Origin of the sequence: Rathayibacter sp. VKM Ac-2759 (assembly GCF_009834225.1) — a bacterium.
Lineage (GTDB): Bacteria > Actinomycetota > Actinomycetes > Actinomycetales > Microbacteriaceae > Rathayibacter.
Genome location: NZ_CP047176.1, coordinates 807,615 through 827,356, shown reverse-complemented (window position 1 = coordinate 827,356; position 19,742 = coordinate 807,615). Strand labels below are relative to the sequence as shown.

The window sequence follows — 19,742 nt, the reverse complement described above, 5'->3', positions numbered from 1 at the left end:
TGCCAGGGCGTGGAGTTGCCCCGGAGGCGCCCCGGAGCGCGCGAGGAGCGGTACGGTCGAGGCGAAGGGCGGTCAGGCATGGGCATCGCGGAGCCGTTCGACGTCGAGAGCTACACGCGGAGCGCCCACGGGAGCCTCCGCGACCGCTTCTCGCTGCGGGAGTTCGAGGACACGCCGCTGGACCGGGAGGCGATCGTCGCGACCGCGTACCTCCGCGCCGTCGAGCACGCGGTGATCGCCCGCGTGCTGCCGATCGCCCGCGTGCACCCCGACCCCCGGGTGCGGGCGTTCGCTCCGGCGTGGGCGGCCGAGCGCCACCGCATCGCCGACGCGCTGGGCGAGGTGCTCGCGGCGTCGCCGCAGATCCGGGGAGTCGACACCCGGCCGCCCGAGCAGGCCGCGGTCCCGCGGGCGCTGCGCGACAGGGCGGCGGGTCTCGTCGCCGGCCCGCTGGCGCTCGTCCTGGCGGTCGACGCGCACATCGCGATCCACGCCTACCGCCGGCTGGCGCGGCTGTCGCTGCACCCCGAGATGGAGCGGGTGGCGGAGGCGGCGATCGCGATCCTGGAGCGGCAGGCGGACTTCTTCGGCGAGCTCGCGGCCGACGCGATCGGCCGGCCGCTCGCCCGCCGGATCGCGGCGGCGACCCTCCTCGCGGTCCTGCGACTGCCGATCGGCGAGGAGACTCTGCCGGAGCCGTTGGCGCACGAGGGGCGCTCGCTCGTGCACGGTCGCGACGACGGCGGCCTCGAGGGGATCGACGCCGGGGTGACGGGCGCGTTCGCCCTGCCCTGCACGGCGGCGCGGCGGCTGCTGCAGCCGCACCGACCGGTCGCGGTGCGGCTCGCGTGGCGGGCGGGGCGACTCGGAGCCGATGTCGAGGCGGGCGTGCGGGGGCTGCTGGGCTGAGGCGGTCCGCGCTCCCGGCGACACACCGCTGTCACACGGCTGCGGTACCGTGACCGCCGGGGATCGGAGGCGGCATGCGGAGAGCGCTGCGCTCGGTGCGCCGCATCGCGGTGGGCGCGCTGGTCGCGCTCGTCGTGCTGGCGGCCGTCGGGATCCCCGTCTACGTGCTCCCGGCGACGGACGCGGTGCCGGCGCACGCCGACGCCGTGCTCGTGCTCGGGCCGCCGACGAGGGCGCGCACCGAGCTCGGCCGCGAGCTGATCGAGGAGGGCGTGGCCGACAGGCTCCTGATCTCGGTGTGGCCGTCGGAGCTCGCGGCGGCCCCGGACGAGAGCGACGTGGTCGCCTGCGACGAGCCGGACATGCTCGTGGTGTGCTTCACCGCCGAGCCGGGGACCACCCGCGGCGAGGCGCGGGCCCTCCGCGACTACGCGGAGGCGGGCGGTTGGGACTCCGTCGTCGTCATCACGCAGACGCCTCACCTCACGCGGGCCCGCATCCTGATGGAGCGCTGCTGGAGCGGAGAGGTGCTGATGGTCTCCTCCGGAGAGCCGACGACCCTCGGCGACTGGGCCTACGAGTACGCGTACCAGACCGGCGCGTTCGCGAAGGTGCTCCTCGAGCAGGAGTGCTGAGCGCCCCGCAGAGCAACGTTCAGCAGCTCGCTCAGCCCAGCAGCTCGCGGACGTCCTCCGCGGTGATGCCGCCCGTGGCCGCCGCGCCGTCGTCGGACATGACGGCCGCGAACAGGGCGGCCTTCGCCTCCTTGAGGGCCATGACCTTCTCCTCGATCGTGTCCTTCGCGACGAGGCGGTAGACCATCACCGAGCGGGTCTGCCCGATGCGGTGCGCGCGGTCGACGGCCTGCGACTCGGTCGCGGGGTTCCACCACGGGTCGAGCAGGATGCAGTAGTCGGCCTCGGTGAGGTTGAGGCCGAAGCCGCCCGCCTTCAGCGAGATCAGGAACACGCCCGCGTCACCCGAGCGGAAGCGCTCGATCACCTCGTCGCGCTTCTTGGTCGCGCCGTCGAGGTACGCATACTCGACTCCCGCCGCGTCGAGGCGACCGCGCACGCGGCCGAGGAAGCGCGTGAACTGGCTGAACACCAGAACGCGATGCCCCTCGGCGAGCGCATCGGCGAGGAGCTCGTCGAGCAGGTCGAGCTTGGTCGAGGGGACGGTCGCGTGCGCCTCGTCGACGAGCGCCGCGTCGAGCGCGACCTGCCGCAGCACCGTGAGGGCGCGGAAGATGGCGAAGCGGTTCTTCTCGAAGTCGCCGATGAGACCGAGCACGCGCTGCCGCTCGCGGGCGAGGTAGGTGTCGTAGACCTTGCGCTGGCGCGGGCCGAGCTCGACCTGGAGGGTCTGCTCCTGCTTGGGCGGCAGCTCCGTGGCGACGAGCTCCTTCGTGCGGCGCAGCATCAGCGGGCGGATGCGGCGGCGCAGCTGGCTGAGCTTCTCGGTGTCGGCGTCGCGCTCGATCGGCTTCTGGTAGAACTCGGCGAAGCCGACGGGCGACGGGAACAGCCCGGGCGCGACGATCGAGAGGAGCGACCACAGCTCCATCACGTTGTTCTCCATCGGGGTTCCCGTGATCGCGAGCTTGAACGGCACGTCGAGCCGGCGAGCGAGCTGGTGCGTGGCCGACTGGCGGTTCTTGACGAACTGCGCCTCGTCGAGCATCAGACCCGCCCAGCGGATGCCGGCGTACGACTCGTAGTCGAGACGGAAGAGGGCGTAGGAGGTGACGATCAGCTCGGCCTCGCCGATGACCGCCGACAGCGCGCGGCGCTTCTTCTTCGACGTCTCGTCGATGCCGACGACCTCCAGGCCCGGCGCGAAGCGCTTGGCCTCGCCGACCCAGTTGGGGACGACGCTCGTGGGCGCGACGACGAGGAAGGGGCGCGGGGAGGTGCCGGCGTCCCCGATCGCGGCGCGCTGCTCCTGCATCGCGCGGGCGATGAGCGCGAGCGACTGCACGGTCTTGCCGAGGCCCATGTCGTCGGCGAGGACTCCGCCGAGCTGGTTGTCGTAGAGGAACGAGAGCCAGTCGTAGCCGAGCTGCTGGTAGGGGCGCAGCTCGACCGAGAAGCCGTCGGGAAGCGGGCGCGACTCGAGTGCTCCCGTGGCCGTGAACCCGGAGAGCCCCTCGACCGCACGGCGCCACGCGGCGGCCTGCGCCTCGACGACGCCGAGCTCGACGAGCTCGTCCCAGAGGGACGACTGGAATCGGCTGATGCGCAGCGTCTCGCCCTGGTCGTCGGACAGCTCGCGCGCCTCGGCGATCAGCTCGCGGAGGCGGCCGAAGCGCTCGTCGTCGAGCGCGAAGTAGACGCCGCTCGGCAGCACCATGTACTCGTCGCCCCGGGCGAGAGCGAGGAAGATCTCGGCGAGCGGGACCGCCTCGTCGTTGACGGTGACCGAGATCTCGAGGTTGAACCAGTCGCGGCTGTCGGGCTGGGCGACCGTCTGCACGGCGACGATCGGCGCCGTCTCGGCCTCGCGGTACTCGACGCGCTCGCCGATCTCCTCGATCTCGACGGTGCCGAGCTCGCGGAGGCGCTCGACCTCGCCGGTGAGGAACCCGACGGTCTGCATGCCCCGCAGGTCGAACGCGGGGCGCAGCCGCCGGCTCGAGCGCGAGACCAGGGCGGGCGTCGACTCGGGGTCGATGCCGGCGCCGGTCAGCGAGTCGAGGATGCGCTGCTCGGCCTCGGCGTCCCGGTAGCCGGGATCGTCCTCGAGCCGGAGCGGGAGGCGCTCGGCCTCGGCACCGCGCGCGCCCTCGACGCCGTAGCGCCACCACCAGGTGCCGTGGAGTCCGGCGCCGTCGGTGTGCTCGAGGGTGAGCCCGAGGCGCGGCTCGGGCACCGGGGGCGCCTCGAAGGAGCCGTCGCGCGAGACGATCGCGAACAGGCGGTGCAGGCGCTGGTAGTGCTCGGTGAGGAACGCCGACTCCTCCTGCTCGGGGATCCGGATCGCCTCGCGGCTCCAGAGGAAGGTGCGGGCGGAGGAGACCAGCGGCGCTGCGAACGGCACCAGCGTCACGGGGCGGGCGCGCAGCTCGTCGCCGGGCTCCCAGGTGTAGAGGCCGACGGCGGGGTCGCCGATGAAGCCGAACTCCTCGGGCGCGGGGTGGTCGCCGATCGCGACCAGGGAGCGCAGCTCGAGACCGTTCGAGGTGCGGGTGACGTCGATGGAGGCGGTGGCCGTGGTGTCGAGGATCCGCAGCGGAGTCTGGTCACGGTCGCCCATGACCAGGCCGATGCCCGCGCGGACCGCGCCGTGCAGCGCCGCCCAGATGGCCTCGCTCCGGCACTGGTCGAGGTAGAGCCAGGTGTCGGGCGAGTAGTAGCTCGACGCGCTGTGGCCCGAGAGGATGCCCTGCAGCTCGCGGACGACGTCGATCTGGCGCTCGTCGTAGTCGTGGCTGTAGTGCAGGTAGCCGAGGTCGCGCCAGCTGGTGCCGGTGCGCACCCAGCGGTCGCGGTCGCCCATCCGCACGGGGCGGATGCCGAGGCGGGGGCGCGGCTCGGGCGGCGGACGGTAGCTGTTGTAGCGGCCCGGCGGGCGGCGGACGGGCTCGCCGGGGAGGAGCTCGAACTGGAGGCCGAGCGGGATGCCCGCGTGCGAGCGCTCGGCACCCGCGAGCAGCGGGGCGAGGGCGCTGCGCCACTCCGGAACCGCGTCGACGCCCGCGGGAGGGCCGGCCAGGCCGCCCTCGCGCTCGCGGCGGAGCGCCTCGACGAGCACCGCCGCGACGTGCTTGCACTCGTGCTTGACGGGGCAGCTGCAGGCGCCGCCGAGCAGCACCGAGCGGTCGCCCTCGTCGCGGAGCTGCACGCTCACGGCGTAGGGCGAGCGGCCGGAGCCCTGGACCTGCCCGAACAGGCGGGTGCGGCCTCCGAACCACTGCAGCTCGCCGACGCGGCGCGCGTCGGCGTAGGCGGTGCCCTTCTCGAAGGCGGCGGAGCCGACCAGGGCGCGGATGTCCTGCTCGGAGAACGGCTCGGTGCCCCCGGGCGCGGCCGACGCCGGCACCTCGGCGGGGGCGCTCTGGCGGGCCATGGACCTCTGCTCTCCGCGCCCCGAACGGAACGCATCCGTCCATTCAACCCGATTCCGAGCTCTGTTCGAGCCGACGGCCAGGATCCGGGGACAGCCCCTCCCCTCCGTACGATGGAGGGATGCCCCGCCTGTCCGTCGTCTCGGCGCACACCTCGCCGCTCGAGCAGCCCTCGACCGGCGACGCGGGCGGCATGAACGTGTACCTCGCGGCGGTGCTGCCCGAGCTCGCCGCGCTCGGCTGGGAGGTCCGCGTGCTGACCCGGGGCGAGGGCACCGAGCGGCTCGCGGACGGGGTCGAGGTGGTCGGGGTGCCGGTGCCCGCGGGCGACAAGTACGCGCTCGCCGCCGCCGCGCCCGCCTTCGCCCGCGCGGCCGCCGGCGCCGACGTGGTGCACTCGCACTACTGGGTGTCGGGGCTGGCCGGGATGCTGACCGGGTCGCCGCACGTGCACTCGATGCACTCGAACTCGCTGGCCAAGAACGTGCGGCTGGTGCCCGGGGACGCCCGCGAGCCCGAGGAGCGGACCCGCTCGGAGCACGAGGTGCTCGCCTCCGCCGACGCCGTCGTGGTGGCGGGGACGGCGGAGTACGACGACGTCGTGCGCGGCTACGGTGTCGACGCCCGGAAGGTGACGATCGCGCCTCCGGGCGTGGAGTCGCGGTTCCGTCCGGGAACCGAGGAGCGCCCGTTCGAGATCGTGCTGGTCGGGCGGGTGCAGCCGCTCAAGGGGCAGCTGCTCGCCGTGCATGCGCTCGCGCGGATCCCGCCCGGCGAGCGGCCGGTGCTGCGGCTCGTCGGCGGGCCGGCGCCGGGTCGCGAGGGCTACCTCGCCGCGGTCGAGGAGGCCGCGCGGACGCTCGGCGTGGCCGGTTGGGTGCGCTTCGACGGAGTCGGCGACCGCGACGCGACCGCGCTGCGCCTGCGCCGTGCCCGCCTCGCCCTGGTGCCGTCGGCCGCGGAGACCTTCGGGCTGATCGCGCTCGAGGCCGCGGCGAGCGGCACTCCGGTGCTCGCGCGACGGACCACCGGCCTCGTCGACGCCGTGAGCGGCGGGCGCAGCGGGGTGCTGATCGACTCCGACGACCCCGGCGACTGGGCGGCGGAGATCCGGCGGCTGCTCGCCGACGACGCCGAGCGCGCGCGACTGGGTCTCGGCGGCGTCGAGTGGGCGGCGGAGCACTCGTGGGCGTCGACGGCGGCGCGGCTGGACGCGGTGTACCGGCGGCTGCTCGCGCGCTGACGCTCAGTCGGCGATGGCGGGCGCGCCCGGGTCGAGCCGGGCGCCGCTGGTCGAGCGGTACCAGGGGGCGAGGCGGTCGGGCGAGACGGCGACCATCGCGGCGCCGGTGAAGCCCGCGTCGTTGCCGAAGCGGGCCGGGACGATCTCGGTGCCGATGTCGAGGAACCGCGCGAACTCGTCGAAGACGTGCGCCGCGGCGCCTCCGATCACGAACAGCTGCGGCGAGAGCAGCATCTCGAGGTGGCGGTAGTACACGCTCAGGCGGCCGGCCCACTCCTCGAGCGTGATGCCCTCGCGGCGCACGGCGGAGAAGCCGACCCGCGGCTCGAAGTCGGGGCCGTCGATGTGCACGTGGCCGAGCTCGGAGTTGGGGAGGACGACTCCGTCGTAGACGATCGCGGTGCCGATGCCGGTGCCGAGGGTCGTCAGGAGGCACAGGCCGTCGCGGCCGCGCATGGCACCGAACTCGCGCTCGGCGACTCCGGCCGCATCGGCGTCGTTGACGACGACGACGTCGACCCCGGTCGCCTCCGAGAGCAGCGCCTGCGCGTCGAGGTCGACCCAGCGCTGCGAGACGTGCGTGGTCTGGCGCACGACGCCGCCGCGGACGATGCCGGGGAACCCGACCCCGACGGGCGTGCCCGCGATGGGCGACACGTCGCGGACGATGCCGGCGATGGCGGCCGCGAAGTCCTCGGGCTCCTTGCCGAGCGGGTTCGCCACGGCGAAGCGGCGGGCGGCGCGCTCGCCGGTCGTGACGTCGACCAGGGAGGCCTTGATCGAGGTCCCGCCGATGTCGACGCCGACGGCGAAGCGCGGGAGGAGGCCGTCCTGGGGCTGAGTCACGGATGCTCCGTCTGGGAGGGGGTGGCGAGGGAGGACCTCGGGCTCGCGGGAACGCGTACGGCTCGCCGGATCCGCGGATCCTGACGAGCCGTATGCGATTCTACGAGCCGGAACCGCTCCCCCGCTCGGAGTGGACAGCGAGCGCGTCCAGGACGTAGTCGATCACGGGGTCGTAGAGGTGCACGGCGAGTCCGTCGTCGAGCGGGACGACGACCTCGATCGAGCCCTGCGCCTCGGCGACGAAGACGGCGGGGTCGTTGCAGTCGGCGATCGCGATCGTCGGGTAGCCGCGGCGGCCCGCGGCTCCGGCCCAGCCGTGGTCGGCGATCACGAGGTCGGGGCGGAGTCCGAGGGCCTCGAGCTCGTCGAGGAGCGCGTTCATCGGCTCGGGGGCGTGGGTGTGCACGAGGCTGCCGCCGCGGTAGGCGCAGGTGACGCCTCCGGTCGACCACAGCCGGAGGTGCTCGTCGGCCACCGCGATGCGCGTGCCGTCGGGGCTCGCGAAGGGCAGCGCGTTGACGTCGAGGACGCGGGCGCCCGCCTCCTCCGCCGCGGCCGCGAACCGGCGGTAGACGTCCATCAGCGTCGCCGGGTGGGCCGTCGCGAAGAGGAGGAGGCCGCCGTCGCGGACCGCCGCGGCGAACCGGAGGCGGTAGGCGTCCAGGCCGGCGACGGCGAGCCGGGCGTCGATGCGGTCCTGGCCGCTCTCGAAGGCGGGGTCGGTGCTGATGCCGACCCGCTCCCCCATCAGCGCGAGGAGGCTTCCGACGTCCCAGTGCTCGTCGACGTCGACCCCGTAGAGGTGCGCCGGCTCGCGCGCCGCGAGACGGCGCAGGTTGCCGAGGTTGCTGACGCGGTCGGTGAGGACGTCGCCGGTGAGGAGCGTCTCGTCGAGGACGGTGGCGAGCGCGTCGGGAGTGAGCGGGGGCATGCGGGCCTCTCGGGTCGGTGGCGGGGTCAGCGTAGCGATCTTCGGTTTCCTCTTGACTCGGTGAACATTACCGATATATCGTTAGTGCATCGCCGACAGATCGAGAGCATTCGCTCGAGACGGGCGACCGGATCCGATCGAAAGGGATCCTCCAACGACAGGAACGAGAACCCCATGAACTCCCACGACTTCTTCTCCACCCAGGACGCCCGCTCCCCCCGCCGAGGACACGACGGCCACGGTCACGACCACCCCGGCCAGCGCGAGCGCCGCGGCCCCGGCGGCCACGGACGCGGCTTCGGCCCGGGCTTCGGCTTCGGTCCGGGCTTCGGCGGCGGTCCCGGCTTCGGCGGCCCCGGCTTCGGCCGCGGCGGAGGACGCGCCCGCCGCGGCGACGTCCGCGCCGCCCTCCTCTCCCTCCTCGCCGAGACCTCCTCGAACGGCTACGGCCTGATCAAGGCCATCGCCGAGAAGACCAACGGCTCGTGGCGCCCCAGCCCCGGCTCGGTCTACCCCACCCTCCAGCAGCTCGTCGACGAGGGCCTGATCACGGCCGTCGGCGAGGGCCGCGGCACCGAGTACCAGCTGACCGACGCCGGCGGCACCTACGTCCGCGAGCACGCCGACGAGCTCGCCGCCGCCTGGGAGGCGACTCCCGGAGCCAGCGACGCCGACCGCGCGTTCATGGAGAACGTCGGCAAGCTGATGGCGGCCGTGCACCAGTTCCGCGGGGCGACCCCGGAGCAGCGGGCCGCCGCCTCCGCGAAGCTCGACGAGACGCGCCGCGCGCTGTACCTGATCCTCGCCGACTGAGCACGGTCGGCGTGATCACACCGCACGACATCAGCTGAGAAGGGGTGGCCTCCCCTGTCGGGCGAGGGACCCCCGTCTCAGCTGATGTTGCGCTTCGGTCAGCCGCGGTACGAGGCGGCGAGGCGCGCCAGGCCCTCGTCGAGCGTGACCGAGGGGCTCCACTGCAGGTCGGCGCGGGTGCGGCGCTGATCGAACCAGTGCGCGGTCGAGAGCTGCTCGGCGAGGAACCGCGTCATCGGCGGCTCGTCCTCGCCCGGGCGCACGGCCCAGACGCGCTCGACGACCGAGCCGGCGGCGCGGGCGACGGAGGCGGGCACCGACCAGCGCGGCGGCTCCACTCCCGCGGCGCGGCAGATCCCGGCGAGCAGCTCGGCCACCGGCCGCGGCTCGCCGTTCGTCACGACGTAGGCCCGCCCGTGCACGTCCTCGGCCCGGCCGAGTGCGGCGACGATCGCCGACGCCGCGTTGTCGAGGTAGGTCGAGTCGATCAGCGCCTGCCCGTCGCCGAGCAGCGGGAGGCGGCCTGCGCGGGCCCGCTCGACGATCCGTGCGATGAGCTGCGTGTCTCCGGGGCCCCAGACCAGGTGCGGGCGCACCGCGGTCACTGCGAAACCGGGGGCGTCGGCGGCGAGCGCGAGCAGCTCGGCCCGCGCCTTCGTCCTCGCGTAGTCGCCGCGGGCGCGATCAGGATCGGCCGGCTCGGCGTCCGCGCCGGCGAGGGAGGATCCGGCGTGCGCGACCGACGGCGACGAGACCTGCACGAAGCGCGTGACGCCGGCGCGCGACGCGGCCGCCAGCAGCCGTCGGGTGCCGTCGACGTTCACGCGGTCGAAGTCGCCGGGGTCGCCCGCGAGCGAGACCTTGGCGGCGAGGTGGACCACGGCGTCGGAGCCGGCGACCGCCTCCTCCACCGCGCGCGGGTCGGTCAGCGAGCCGCGGGCATCGGTCGCGCCGGACACTCCCGAGGCGCGCCGCTGGAAGGTGCGGACCTCGTGGCCCTCGGCGACGAGACCGGCGGCGACCGCACCGCCGAGCAGGCCGCTCGCACCGGTGACCAGGACCTTCACGGCGCGACCATCCGTTCGCCCGCGAGGATCCCCTCGGCCCAGCGGGAGAGCGCTGCGCGGTCGATCTTGGAGTTGTGCCGGATGTCGGTCGGCAGCGCCGGCACGACGAGGACCGCGGCGACCGGGGCTCCGACCGCGGCGCGGATCTCGGCGGCGAGACCGGCGGGGGCGAGCGCGGTGCGGTGGACGGCGCGACGGGTCTCGACGACCGCGACGAGCTGCGACACTCCGCGGGGTCCGACGCCGACGATCGCCGCTCGAGCGACGCTCGCGACCCGCGCCTCGATCCGCTGCTCCGGGCCGACGGGCGTGACGACCCCCTCCGGAGTCACGATCACGTGCGGCAGCCGCCCCTCGACCCACAGCCGGCCCTCGGAGTCGAGCCGCCCGACGTCGCCCGTGCGGTGCCAGCGCTCCCCCGGCACCGCGCCGACGCGGGCGGCGCGGTCGGTGAGCCAGAGCCGCTCGTAGTGGTCCTCGACGTGGCCGGCCGAGACCACGATCTCGCCCGTGACCCCGACGACCTCGACCGGCTGCACGGCGGGGATCCCGTCGGCGTCGAGCGGCGCGAGGCGCAGGCGGACGCCGGCCGCGGGGGTGCCGACGCAGACGCCTCCGCGCGGGTCGTCGTCGAGCGCCGCCTCGCGGATGTCCTCGAGCGACGCGTCGGTCAGGAGCAGCGCCTCGGTCATGCCGTACGGCGTGTGGGCCGACGAGTGCGGCATCAGCGCCTGGGCCTCGGCGAGCAGCGCCTCGGGGACGGGAGCGCCGGCCGAGAGGAAGGTTCGGACGCCGGCGAGCGCGCGGTGGTCGTCGGCGTCGAGGGCGTCGGAGGTGGCGACCACGTTCGCGAGTGCCGCGGGCGAGAGGAAGAGGACGGTCGCCTCCACCTGCGCCGCCGCCGCGGCCACGGCCTTCGCGGTCAGTGTGCGGGGGGCGGTGACGTCCATGTCGGGAGTCACGGAGCGCGCTCCGAGGGCGGGCCCGAGCAGCGCGAACGGCGCGAAGCCGGCGACGAGGCCCGTCCCCTCGCCGACCCCGTACTGGCGAGCCAGGGTGTCGCGGACGCCGGCGAGCTGGCGGTGCGTGTAGACGACTCCCTTGGCGGGGCCGGTCGAGCCCGAGGTGAAGAGGATCGCGGCGACGGCGTCGGGGGCGGGCGGCTCGCCCAGAGCCCAGGCGTTCGCGGCGAGCTCGGCGCGGCCCAGCTCGATCAGCTGGCCGAGCGAGGTGTCGACCCCGAGAGCTCTGGCGGAGGCGCGCGGCAGGGTCTGCGTCGAGATGCGGCCGCCGGGCCAGCCGAGGGCTCGGGCGACGGTCAGCCCCGGCAGCGCGCCGACGACGAGGTCGGGCCACGTGCCGCGGACCGCGCGGGTGAGTCCGCGCAGTCCCAGGCCCGCGTCGGCCACGACCACGACCGCGCCGATGCGCAGGCACGCGTAGAGCAGTGCGGTGAGGTCGGCTCCGGGCGGCACGAGCAGCGAGACGCGGTCGCCGCGCTGCACGCCCGAGGCGCGCAGGCCGGCGGCGAGCTCGCGGACCCGCCGCGAGAGCAGGCGCCACGACACGGTCCGCGGCCCGCCGCCTCCGGGGGGCGCCATCTCGACCAGGGCGACGCCGTCGTCGTCGGAGTTGGCGTCGAGGTGCCGCCACAGCGACTCGACCGGCACGGTCGGCCGGCGGACGTCGGGGGCCGCGCCGCGCTCGGAGGTCGCGTCGCCGAGCCAGGTGAGCACGGCGGAGGCGTAGTCGACGTCCTCGGCCAGCAGGTGGCCGGTGCCCTCGAAGCGGTGGATCTGCGCGTGCGGGAGGCGGTCGGCGAGGTCGTCGAGGTAGCGGTCCGAGAAGATCGGGTCGAGCGGGCCCCACAGCATCAGCGCGGGGACGACCAGCTCGCGCACGCCCTCGGCGATGCGGACGAGCTCGTGGTGGCTCGGGTGCGCGGAGTCGACGGGGATGTCGGCGACGAAGCCGCCGATCCCGCCGCGCCGGGAGGCGCCGAGGTAGGGGGCGCGGTAGCCGTCCTTCACCGCGGCCGGCAGCGCGGGGTGCCCGAGCGCGAGCGTGGTCTCGAGGAAGGCCGGGGTGCCGACGGTCGAGGCGCCGAGCACCCCGGAGGCGAGGGCGAGCCGGAGCGGCGCGGGGATCGGCGCGTCGGCGCTCTGGTGCACGGCGGTGTTGAGGACCGCGGCGCCGCGCAGCTCGGCGGGGTGGTCGACGGCCCAGCCGAGCGAGACGACTCCGCCCCAGTCGTGGCCGAGGGTGACGACGTCGGTGAGCCCGAGGACCTCGGTGAGGTTCGAGAGCTCGCGGACGCGGTCGGCGAGCGTGTGCAGCGCTCCGGTGCGCTCCGAGAAGCCCATCTCGAGCTGGTCGACCGCGACGACGCGCCAGGCCTGCTCGCCGCGGCGGGCGGCGTCGAGCGACGCGCGGGCGAGATCGCGCCAGAGGTAGGACCAGGTGGGGTTGCCGTGCACGCAGAGGATCGTGCCGACGGGCTCGATGCCGAGCGCCTCGCCCGTGTCGAGCAGGTGCCAGCGCCGGCTCGTGCCGTGGGCGTCGGGCGCGTCCACGAGACGCGACCACGCGGGGTCGAGCCCGTCGAGCCCGGCGGGCGGCACCTGGGCCGGGGAGCTCGAGCCGAGTGCGGCGCGGATCCTCGACGCCGGGTGCGCGCCGGTGCTCACCAGGCGATCTCGAGCATCGCGGTGTTGATGCCGGATCCGACGCCCATCAGCAGCACGCGGTCGCCCTGCTTGAGGGTCGCCGCCTCCTGCGCGAGCGTGATCGGGATGGATGCGGGCCCGACGTTGCCGAGGGTGCCGAAGGTCGTGGGGACGCGGGTCTTGTCGAGGCCGACCGCCTTGACGAGGCCGTTCGTGTGCACGGAGGAGACCTGGTGCGTGATGTAGCGGTCCATCTTGCTCCAGTTCCAGTCGCGCTTCGCCTCCTTCCAGGCGGAGACGACGAGCTCCATGCCGCCCTTGAGCAGCGCCTTCGCGTCGGTGAACATGCCGTCGACGCTGCCGACGCAGAGCTCGTTGAACTGCGTGGCCGCGCGGGTGATGCCGCCCAGGAGACGGTGCCCCTGCGGGTGCGCGTCCGCCGGGCCGAGGATCGCCGCGGCCGCACCGGAGCCGAGGGTCAGGCTGGCGAACTCGCTCATGAAGTTCGTGCGACTCATGCCCTCGCGGCTCAGGCGCTCGATCGTGTTGACCTGGATCTCGTCGGCGTCCTCGCCGTCGATGATCATCGCGTACTGGATCTGGCCGGCGTCGATCAGCTGGGCGGCGAGCGTCATGCCGTTGACGAAGCCGAGGCACGCGTTCGCGATGTCGAAGTTGATGGCCGAGGAGGGCAGGCCGAGGCCGTGGTGCAGGCGGACGGCGACGGACGGCTCGAGGTGCTTGCGGGTGACCGAGGTGTTGATGATCAGCCCGATCTGGTCGGGGCGGATGCCGGCCTCGGCGAGGGCGCGCTTGCCCGCCTCGATCGCGGCGCCGTCGAAGTCCTGCTCGGAGTCCCAGTTGCGCCGCTCGTACACTCCGGCGACGCGCTGGAGGAGCCCGGTGGGCAGGCGCAGGCGCTTGAGCGCGGGCGCGAGACGCGCATCGATCTCGTCCGACGTGGTCACGCGCGGGGCCATCGTGGTCGCGACGGACAGCAGTGCGACGTTGCGGTGCGTGGTCGTTGCGTTTCCGTCCAACGGAACTCCCTGTCGAGTTGTCGATCCTGGCAAGTGCCCCGGTGATTTTACGCTGTCGTTCACCCAATGCTCCCTGAACGGATGCTGGATGCGGGCAGGACGCCTCCGTCGACCCCCCGGCCCCCGAGTTCGCGGGGCCGCTCAGCCGCGGCCACACGCCTCCCGCCCTGTCAACCACCCCCTGCCCGACGCCTAGGCTCGGACGGTGGACATCTACGACGTGCCCGTCGAGACGGCGGACGGAACCCTGACGACCCTGAGCGAGTACCGCGACGACCTCCTCCTGATCGTGAACGTCGCGAGCCGCTGCGGACTGACCCCCCAGTACGGCGAGCTGCAGGAGCTCTCGACGCGCTACGAGGGGCTCTCGATCGTGGGCTTCCCCTGCAACCAGTTCAAGGGGCAGGAGCCGGGGACGAACGAGGAGATCCAGGCGTTCTGCTCGGCCACGTACGGCGTCGACTTCCCGGTGCTGGCGAAGACCGAGGTGAACGGTGCCGGGCGCCACCCCCTCTACTCCGTGCTGACCGAGGCCGCCGATGCGGCGGGCGAGGCCGGGGACGTGCAGTGGAACTTCGAGAAGTTCCTGGTGCGCGACGGGCGGGTCGTGGCGCGGGTGCGCCCCCGCGAGTCGCCGGCGACTCCGGAGTTCGCGGCGCTGGTCGAGGAGCACCTGCCGCGCTGACCCGGAGCCGTCAGGTCCCCATCGCCCAGGGCTCGCGGTCGCCGCGGAGGCGCGCGGCGAGCGCCATCGCCTGCTCGTCGGTGAGGGTGGCGACGTAGTCGACGATCCCGCGGGCGCGGCCGAGGCGCTCGAGTGACTGCGGGTCGGCGCGCGGACGGCCGCGCTCCCCCGCGGGCAGCCACTCCGGCCGGTCGGCGCGGAGGCGGAAGTAGCCGTCGGTCGCGAGCTCGATCAGATCGAGCAGCTTCTGCGGCGCGCGGGCGTTGTCGCGCGGGTCGGCGAGCCAGTCGTCGAGGTGCGTGACGAGGGTCTCGAGCACCTGCGACTGCCCGCGCTGGTAGGTCGCGAAGTCGGGGCGGTCGATCACGAAGCGCGTGTGCACGAACTTCAGCACCGCGACGTCGTGCCACGCGTCCGGGAGGAGCGACACGTGCCCGGAGCGCACGTTCGGGTCGGCGAGGACCAGCACCGAGCGCTGGAGCCGCCCGATCCACGACGAGACGAACGACTCGATCGCCCGCTCCGTGCGGGTCGAACCGTCGAACGGCACGGCGAGCAGCCCCTCGACGAGCTCGGTCGACACGCGCTCGACGGAGGCGCGGAACAGCTCGTCGCCGGCGATCCACGGGTCGCGGGCCACCAGCCTCCGCCGCAGCATCTCGAGGGAGTGCCCCGGCGCCCTGGCCCACAGCTCGCCGCCGTCGAGTGCCGCGAGTGCGTTCTGCTCGCGGAGGAAGGCCCGGAACTCGACCGCGACGGCCGCCTGCTGGAGCACCCCCGCCCGGTAGAAGTCGTCGAGGTCGTGCAGCGAGTAGGCGATGTCGTCGGCGACGTCCATCACCGAGCACTCGAGCGTCTGCTGCCACGGCGCGATCGCCTCGAAGCCGGCGCGGGCGTCGAGCAGGTCGTCGAGGTCGAGGGTGTAGGCCGAGAACTTCGGCGGCGCGGTCTCCCAGCGGCTGGCGGTCGAGCCGCGGGGCAGCTCGGTCGGGTCGGTGGAGTCGATGCCCGGGCGGCAGACGACGCGGCCCCACGGGTACTTGAGCACCGCGGCACGGGACGCGGCGGTGAGGTTGAGGCCCGCCTCCACCGTCTCGCAGACGTCGAGTTCCGAGAGGATGCGGAACGACTGCGCGTTGCCCTCGAAGCCCTCCTCGAGCCCGAGCTTCTCGCGGGCGAGGCGGTCGAGCGCCTGTTCGCCGAGGTGGCCGAACGGCGGGTGCCCCAGATCGTGCGCGCTGGCCGCGGCCTGCACGACCACCGGGTCGCAGCCCCCGAGCCGCTCGACGAGCTCGCGCTGAGCGCGGTCGGTGGTGGTGAGCTGCATCGCGATCGCGCGGGCGACCGCGGTGACCTTGATCGAGTGGGTGAGGCGGTTGTGGACGACCTGGCCGACGCCGCTCGGCGAGATGACCTGCGTGACGGCCGAGAGCCGGGCGAAGTACGGCGAGAAGCGGATGCGCTCGAGGTCGACCCGGTACTCGGGGAACTCCTCGCCGGTCGAGAAGCGGTCGACGGGCTCGGGGACGCGGCGGTCGCGCCGTCGGTCGCGCGGGCGGCGGAGGGCCTCGCGGCGCAGCGTCGGCACGCCTCCGGTGTCGCCGCCTGCCGCGTCGGCGCGGGTCTTCGAACCGGGTGCCTCGTCCATGGAGCCACACTACGGGCGCGACGCGGGCGTTCCGGTGCTCCTAGCGCCCGGCGACCGGAGGCTCCGCCGCCTCGCCGCGCGGCGCCACGGCGATGAGCACCGCCGCCGCCACGACCGCGCCGAGCACGTAGGCCGCGATGTCGAGCCACGAGAAGGTGCTGCCGACGACCAGGCGCAGCGGCGGCCACAGCTCGACGAGGCGCGCCGCGGCCCCGATCGCCTGCAGCTGCTCCATCGCGATCGACCACGCCAGCGCGATGCCTGCGGCGGTGACGGCCGGTGCCCGCGGCAGCACGACGCAGACCAGCACCGCGACGAGCACGACGTAGAGGACGCTGCCGGCGATGTCGGCGAGCAGGCCGGTCAGCAGGAAGCGCAGGGCGAGCCCGAGCCCCAGGGCACCGAGTGCGGCGAGCACGAAGGGCAGCCGCGCCCTCACTGCGCGGCTCCCTCGAGCGCGGTTCTCAGCCGGTCGAGCGCGAACAGGAAGGCACGGTCGTCGGCGACGTTCCAGCCGAGCGGTCCCGGGGAGGCGATGACGAGCGGCACGAGCACGGTGCGGCGGCGGCGCGCAGCGAGCGAGGCGCGCGCCAGCCCGCGGAAGCCCTCGGCGGGAGCCGCGTGCGGGACGAGCACCGAGAGCACGGCGGCCCGGACGCGGTGCGGCCCGTGGGCGACGGTGCCGACCTCGACGGCGGAGACGTCGCTCCAGAGCGCGATCGGGAGGGAGTCGGCGCGCTCGGCGGCGAGCGCCGGCCCGCCCTCGCCGAGGGTGACGACCACGGCTCCCCGGCTCGTGGCGGAGGCGGCGGGCGAGGCGAGGCGGTCGAGGGCGCGGTCGAACTCGCGGGCGCGCAGCACCACGACTCCCTCGCCGATCTCGGCGAGCTCGGTGAGACGGCGCTGCCGCTCGGGAGCGGCCTGGCGCAGCTGCGCGCCGACCGCCGTGCGCAGCCGCCGGGCGGTCACCGGCGAGGTCAGGAGCGCGGTCGGCTCGAACCGCGCGCGGGGCGGGAGCGGGACCCGCGGACCGGTGGGCGCCGTCGGCGCACCCCACGGCGGCGGCGGCGAGGCCTGTGTCATGACCTGTCCTCCTGTCGATCGCACGATCGCCTCCGATTCTCGTCCCTCCGCCTCCCGCCTTGCCGGGAGAGCCGCTCCGACCTAGGATGGGAGTACCCCCCGGGGGTATCAGCCCCACCGGAACGCACGCAAGGAGAAGCACATGAGCATCGCTCGCCTCGATCTCGGACTCACCGCCAAGGACTCCGCCGGCGGCTGCGGCTCGGGCGGCGACTGCGCGTGCGGCGGCCACGGCGCCTCCCACGGGGCGGCCACCGCCGCGAGCGCCTCCTCCGTCAGCTTCGGCGTCGCGGGCATGACCTGCGAGCACTGCGTCCGGAGCGTCACGGAGGAGCTCGCCGCCTACCCCGAGGTCGAGAGCGTCGACATCTCGCTCGCGCCCGACGGCGTCTCGCGCGTCACCGTCGGCTCCGCCCGCCCGCTGGGCCGCGAGGAGATCGCCGGCGCGATCGCCGACGCCGGCTACCGGCTCGCGCCCCTGGCCTGATGGCGGGCACGACGCTCGAGCTCGAGATCGGCGGCATGACCTGCGCCTCCTGCGTGGCGCGGGTCGAGCGGAGGCTCGACGCGCTCCCCGGAGTGACGTCCAGCGTCAACCTGGCCCTCGAGCGCGCGACGCTCACCCTGCCCGAGGGCACGACCGCGGCCGACGCCATCGCCGCGGTCGAGGCCGCGGGCTACACGGCGACGGTGCCCGGAGCGACGGAGCCCGGAGCGACGGTGCCCGGAGCGGCCGGGTCCGGTGCGACGGCTCCCGCCGGTGAGGACCAGCCGGAGGACCGCGAGCGCGGTGCCCTCCGCACCCGGCTCCTGATCTCGGCCCTGCTCGCCGCCCCGGTCGTGCTGCTCTCGATGATCCCTCCGCTGCAGTTCGAGAACTGGCAGTGGCTCGTCCTCACCCTCGCCGCGCCGGTCGCGGTCTGGGGCGCCTGGCCGTTCCACCGGAACGCCTGGCGGGCCGCCCGGCACGGCTCGACCACGATGGACACCCTGATCAGCCTCGGCGTCAGCGCCGCGTTCCTCTGGTCGGTGTACGCCCTCTTCCTCGGCGACGCGGGCCGGCCGGGCATGAGCATGCCGTTCGAGCTGCTGGGCTCTCGCTCGGGTCACGACGAGATCTACCTCGAGGTCGCGGCGGCGGTTCCGGTGCTCGTGCTGGCCGGCCGCTACCTCGAGGCCCGGTCCAAGCGCGACGCGGGCGCGGCGCTGCGGGCGCTCCTCCGCCTCGGCGCGAAGGACGCGGCGCGTCTCACGGCCGACGGCGTCGAGGAGCGCGTGCCCGCCGCCGACCTCGCTGTCGGCGACCGCCTCCTGGTGCGGCCCGGTGAGATCGTCGCGGCCGACGGCACCGTGATCGACGGGTCGAGCGCGGTCGACGCGAGCCTGCTCACGGGCGAGAGCGTGCCGGTCGAGGTGGGGCCCGGCTCCTCCGTCACCGGCGGCGTGCTCAACGCCCACGGCGTCCTCACCGTGCGCGTCGACCGCGTCGGATCCGAGACCACGCTCGCCCGGATGGGCCGCCTCGTCTCCGAGGCCCAGGCCGGCAAGGCCCGCGTGCAGCGCCTCGCCGACCGCGTCTCGTCCGTCTTCGTCCCCGTCGTGGTGGTGCTCGCGCTCGCGACGCTCGTGGGCTGGCTCCTCTCGGGCGCCGATCTCGCGGCGGCCGTCTCCCCCGCCGTGGCCGTGCTGGTGGTGGCGTGCCCGTGCGCGCTCGGCCTCGCGACTCCGACGGCGGTGCTGGTCGGCACGGGACGGGGCTCGCAGCTGGGCATCCTGATCCGGGGGCCCGAGGTCCTCGAGAGCAGCCGCCGCATCGACACCGTCGTCTTCGACAAGACGGGCACCCTCACCACGGGCGACTTCGAGCTGGTCTCGACCGCCGACGACGAGGCGCTGCGGATGCTCGCCGCTGTCGAGCGCGGGTCGGAGCATCCGCTCGCCGCCGCGATCGTGCGGGGCGCGGAGGCCAGGGGGCTCGACATCCCGGAGGCGACCGGCTTCCGCTCGAGCGCCGGCTTCGGCGTGCGCGCCCGGGTCGGCGAGCGGCTGGTCGTCGCCGGCCGGCCGGGCTGGCTCGAGGAGCAGTGGGGCTACTCCTCCGACGCCCTGGCGGAGGAGGCGGCGCGCGCGGCCGGGTCGGGCGGCACCGTCGTCGGAGTCGGCTGGGAGGGCGAGCTGCGCGGCATCGTCGTGCTCCGCGACCAGCCTCGCGCCGACGCCGCCCGTGCGGTGGCGTCGCTGCGGGAGCGCGGCCTGCGCGTGCTCGTCCTGACCGGCGACAACGCCCGTGCCGCCGCCTCGGTCGCGGCGATGGTCGGCATCGACGAGGTGATCGCCGAGGTCCTGCCCGAGGGCAAGCTCGCCGTGATCGAGCGGCTGCGGGCCGAGGGGCGCAGCGTCGCCCTCGTCGGCGACGGCGTCAACGACGCGGCGGCCCTCGCCGCGGCCGACGTCGGGATCGCGATGGGCGCCGGCTCGGACGCGGCGATCGAGGCGAGCGACATCACCCTCGTGGGCGACGAGCTCTCCCGCGTGCCCGACGCACTGCGGCTCGGCCGCCGGACGCTGGGCGTCATCCGCGGCAACCTCTTCTGGGCCTTCGCCTACAACGTCGCCGCGATCCCCCTGGCGATGGCCGGACTGCTCGGCCCGCTGGTCGCCGGTGCCGCGATGGCGTTCTCGAGCGTGTTCGTCGTGCTGAACAGCCTCCGCCTGCGCTCGTTCCGCGCGGGCCGCTGACCGACC

General features: G+C 74.6%; 16 protein-coding genes. 7 read left to right on the top strand and 9 right to left on the bottom strand.

Annotation, left to right across the window (positions count from 1 at the left end):
• Positions 1-78: 78 nt before the first annotated feature.
• Entirely contained in the window at positions 79-909 is an 831-nt protein-coding gene (locus GSU68_RS03785) for a hypothetical protein (protein WP_159905772.1), read from the top strand.
• Between the two features lie 74 nt (positions 910-983).
• Complete coding sequence (locus GSU68_RS03780; protein ID WP_159905771.1) at positions 984-1,544, top strand: ElyC/SanA/YdcF family protein; 561 nt, start codon at positions 984-986, stop codon at positions 1,542-1,544.
• Between the two features lie 31 nt (positions 1,545-1,575).
• Here GSU68_RS03780 and GSU68_RS03775 read toward each other — a convergent pair whose 3' ends face one another.
• On the bottom strand, positions 1,576-4,977 hold the full coding sequence (locus GSU68_RS03775) for a DEAD/DEAH box helicase (protein ID WP_159905770.1): 3,402 nt from the start codon (positions 4,975-4,977) through the stop codon (positions 1,576-1,578).
• A gap of 119 nt (positions 4,978-5,096) precedes the next feature.
• On the opposite strand from GSU68_RS03775, the gene GSU68_RS03770 reads away from it, so the two are divergent.
• Positions 5,097-6,218, top strand: a complete 1,122-nt coding sequence (locus GSU68_RS03770; protein ID WP_159905769.1) for a glycosyltransferase — start codon at positions 5,097-5,099, stop codon at positions 6,216-6,218.
• A 3-nt stretch (positions 6,219-6,221) separates the two neighbouring features.
• On the opposite strand, the gene GSU68_RS03765 is transcribed toward GSU68_RS03770, so the two are convergent.
• Together GSU68_RS03765 and GSU68_RS03760 are read right to left on the bottom strand one after the other, a co-directional pair.
• A complete protein-coding gene (locus GSU68_RS03765; protein ID WP_244259379.1) occupies positions 6,222-7,064 on the bottom strand; it encodes an ROK family protein in 843 nt (280 codons plus the stop codon).
• Positions 7,065-7,164: 100 nt separating this feature from the next.
• Positions 7,165-7,995, bottom strand: a complete 831-nt coding sequence (locus GSU68_RS03760; protein ID WP_159905768.1) for a phosphatase — start codon at positions 7,993-7,995, stop codon at positions 7,165-7,167.
• Positions 7,996-8,169: 174 nt separating this feature from the next.
• On the opposite strand from GSU68_RS03760, the gene GSU68_RS03755 reads away from it, so the two are divergent.
• Positions 8,170-8,808, top strand: a complete 639-nt coding sequence (locus GSU68_RS03755; protein ID WP_159905767.1) for a PadR family transcriptional regulator — start codon at positions 8,170-8,172, stop codon at positions 8,806-8,808.
• 98 nt (positions 8,809-8,906) lie between these two features.
• On the opposite strand, the gene GSU68_RS03750 is transcribed toward GSU68_RS03755, so the two are convergent.
• The 3 genes from GSU68_RS03750 to GSU68_RS03740 are packed head-to-tail and all read right to left on the bottom strand — an operon-like array spanning position 8,907 to position 13,581.
• A complete protein-coding gene (locus GSU68_RS03750) occupies positions 8,907-9,875 on the bottom strand; it encodes an NAD-dependent epimerase/dehydratase family protein (RefSeq protein ID WP_159905766.1) in 969 nt (322 codons plus the stop codon).
• Complete coding sequence (locus tag GSU68_RS03745) at positions 9,872-12,562, bottom strand: alpha/beta fold hydrolase (RefSeq protein WP_244259378.1); 2,691 nt, start codon at positions 12,560-12,562, stop codon at positions 9,872-9,874. Before GSU68_RS03745 ends, GSU68_RS03750 begins: the two co-directional genes overlap by 4 nt.
• A complete protein-coding gene (locus GSU68_RS03740; protein WP_159905765.1) occupies positions 12,559-13,581 on the bottom strand; it encodes a 3-oxoacyl-ACP synthase III in 1,023 nt (340 codons plus the stop codon). The genes GSU68_RS03745 and GSU68_RS03740 overlap by 4 nt, the downstream gene beginning before the upstream one ends.
• Positions 13,582-13,786: 205 nt before the next feature.
• Here GSU68_RS03740 and GSU68_RS03735 point away from each other — a divergent pair, with 205 nt between their 5' ends.
• Positions 13,787-14,266, top strand: coding sequence for a glutathione peroxidase (locus tag GSU68_RS03735; protein WP_159905764.1), 480 nt, complete (start codon positions 13,787-13,789; stop codon positions 14,264-14,266).
• 10 nt (positions 14,267-14,276) lie between these two features.
• Here GSU68_RS03735 and dgt read toward each other — a convergent pair whose 3' ends face one another.
• From dgt to GSU68_RS03720, 3 genes are read right to left on the bottom strand one after another with little or no spacing between them, the layout of a single operon-like run.
• On the bottom strand, positions 14,277-15,914 hold the full coding sequence (gene dgt / locus GSU68_RS03730; RefSeq protein ID WP_159905763.1) for a dGTP triphosphohydrolase: 1,638 nt from the start codon (positions 15,912-15,914) through the stop codon (positions 14,277-14,279).
• A 40-nt stretch (positions 15,915-15,954) separates the two neighbouring features.
• The gene (locus tag GSU68_RS03725; protein ID WP_159905762.1) at positions 15,955-16,353 is read right to left on the bottom strand and encodes a DUF2809 domain-containing protein; all 399 of its coding nucleotides are present in this window, start codon (positions 16,351-16,353) and stop codon (positions 15,955-15,957) included.
• Positions 16,350-16,997: a hypothetical protein gene (locus tag GSU68_RS03720; RefSeq protein ID WP_159905761.1), complete on the bottom strand. Its 648-nt coding sequence runs from the start codon at positions 16,995-16,997 to the stop codon at positions 16,350-16,352. The genes GSU68_RS03725 and GSU68_RS03720 overlap by 4 nt, the downstream gene beginning before the upstream one ends.
• A 142-nt stretch (positions 16,998-17,139) precedes the next feature.
• Here GSU68_RS03720 and GSU68_RS03715 point away from each other — a divergent pair, with 142 nt between their 5' ends.
• Positions 17,140-17,484 (top strand): heavy-metal-associated domain-containing protein, encoded by a 345-nt coding sequence (locus tag GSU68_RS03715; RefSeq protein ID WP_159905760.1) that lies wholly within the window; start codon positions 17,140-17,142, stop codon positions 17,482-17,484.
• Positions 17,484-19,736 carry a heavy metal translocating P-type ATPase gene (locus GSU68_RS03710; RefSeq protein WP_159905759.1) on the top strand — a complete coding sequence of 751 codons (2,253 nt, stop codon included), beginning with the start codon at positions 17,484-17,486 and terminating at the stop codon, positions 19,734-19,736. Before GSU68_RS03715 ends, GSU68_RS03710 begins: the two co-directional genes overlap by 1 nt.
• Positions 19,737-19,742: the final 6 nt, after the last annotated feature.

Excerpts from the sequence above, each read along its gene's own strand:
- GSU68_RS03785 (WP_159905772.1), top strand. The coding sequence starts at position 79 with ATGGGCATCGCGGAGCCGTTCGACGTCGAGAGCTACACGCGGAGCGCC.
- GSU68_RS03780 (WP_159905771.1), top strand. The coding sequence starts at position 984 with ATGCGGAGAGCGCTGCGCTCGGTGCGCCGCATCGCGGTGGGCGCGCTG.
- GSU68_RS03775 (WP_159905770.1), bottom strand. The coding sequence starts at position 4,977 with ATGGCCCGCCAGAGCGCCCCCGCCGAGGTGCCGGCGTCGGCCGCGCCC.
- GSU68_RS03770 (WP_159905769.1), top strand. The coding sequence starts at position 5,097 with ATGCCCCGCCTGTCCGTCGTCTCGGCGCACACCTCGCCGCTCGAGCAG.
- GSU68_RS03760 (WP_159905768.1), bottom strand. The coding sequence starts at position 7,995 with ATGCCCCCGCTCACTCCCGACGCGCTCGCCACCGTCCTCGACGAGACG.
- GSU68_RS03755 (WP_159905767.1), top strand. The coding sequence starts at position 8,170 with ATGAACTCCCACGACTTCTTCTCCACCCAGGACGCCCGCTCCCCCCGC.
- dgt (WP_159905763.1), bottom strand. The coding sequence starts at position 15,914 with ATGGACGAGGCACCCGGTTCGAAGACCCGCGCCGACGCGGCAGGCGGC.
- GSU68_RS03720 (WP_159905761.1), bottom strand. The coding sequence starts at position 16,997 with ATGACACAGGCCTCGCCGCCGCCGCCGTGGGGTGCGCCGACGGCGCCC.
- GSU68_RS03715 (WP_159905760.1), top strand. The coding sequence starts at position 17,140 with ATGAGCATCGCTCGCCTCGATCTCGGACTCACCGCCAAGGACTCCGCC.
- GSU68_RS03710 (WP_159905759.1), top strand. The coding sequence starts at position 17,484 with ATGGCGGGCACGACGCTCGAGCTCGAGATCGGCGGCATGACCTGCGCC.